Source organism: Paraburkholderia aspalathi (assembly GCF_900116445.1).
Classification (GTDB): Bacteria; Pseudomonadota; Gammaproteobacteria; order Burkholderiales; family Burkholderiaceae; genus Paraburkholderia; species Paraburkholderia aspalathi.
The window spans coordinates 1-1102 of sequence record NZ_FPBH01000103.1; the positions used below are offsets into that span (position 1 = coordinate 1).

The window sequence follows — 1102 nt, forward strand, 5'->3', positions numbered from 1 at the left end:
TATTGATATTTCCTAAAATCATGACAACCGTTGAGCGTCTCAAGCGTTATATCTCCAGGACAATCGTGGAGCCAGGTTGGCATGACGCAAAGACGATTAAGCGAAGCAGCAATGAAACGATTGAAGGCGGGTCGGTTGCTGCTGTCGGGCAAGGGCTGCGCCGAGGTGGCGTTGGCTGTGGGCGTGGCTCGGCAGACGGTGTACACGTGGAAGCGACTGCTCGATGAAGGCGGAATCGATGCCCTGCGAGAGGTGCCCGAGCGAGGGCGCCCGGCCCAGCTCGATGAGCAACAGTTGGCAGCTGTTCGTGCGACCCTCCTGCAAAGTCCCACTGAACACGGATTTGGCACTGAACTGTGGACGCTCAAGCGTGTGGGCGCAGTCATCGAACGCGTGCACGGCGTTCGCTTTAGCCAGACGCAGGTTTGGCGCATCCTGGGCTCGCTGGGTTTTAGCCCGCAGAAGCCCGAGAAGCGGGCCATCGAGCGCAACGAGGATGCCGTGCGCAACTGGAAGCGTCGTACCTGGCCGGCCCTTAAAAAAAAGCCCGACGAGAAAGTCGACTGATCGTCTTCGTGGACGAGTCCGGCATCAGCGAGCGCCCGACCAGAGTCCGCACCTGGGCGCCCAAGGGACAGACGCCCATCATCCAGTTTCACTTCAACTGGAATCACGTCTCGGTCATCGCCGGGCTTACGCGCACCAACTGCTTGTTCCGGCTGCACGAGGGCAGCATCAAGAAGGAAGAGATCGTCGAATTCCTCAAAGCGCTCAAGGCCCACTTGAAGCAGCCGCTGCTGGTGATCTGGGATGGCCTGAAGGCGCATCGCAGTCGTTTGGTGCGCGAGTACCTGGACCGCCTGGATGGACACATCCAGATCGCGTTCCTGCCGCCGTACGCGCCGGACATGAACCCGGTCGAATACCTGTGGGCCTGGCTGAAGCGCCACGCGCTGGCCAACTACTGCCCCAACGATCTCGGCGAACTGCACGCGAGCGCCCGCAACAAGCTCAAGAGTGCTCAAAAGCGACCCTCGATCATCGCCGCTTGCTGGATCCAGGCTACGCTGTGGTGATGTCATGAATTATGGAAGTCTCAATA

At 59.8% G+C, this 1102-nt stretch carries 1 protein-coding gene; it reads left to right on the plus strand.

Annotated features, from left to right (window positions below; all coding sequences use genetic code 11):
* Positions 1 to 81 precede the first annotated feature (81 nt).
* A protein-coding gene (locus BM438_RS45275; RefSeq protein WP_143131885.1) for an IS630 family transposase occupies positions 82 to 1076 on the plus strand; the annotation gives its coding sequence in 2 pieces (ribosomal slippage) (positions 82 to 547 and positions 547 to 1076; 996 coding nt in all).
* Positions 1077 to 1102: the final 26 nt, after the last annotated feature.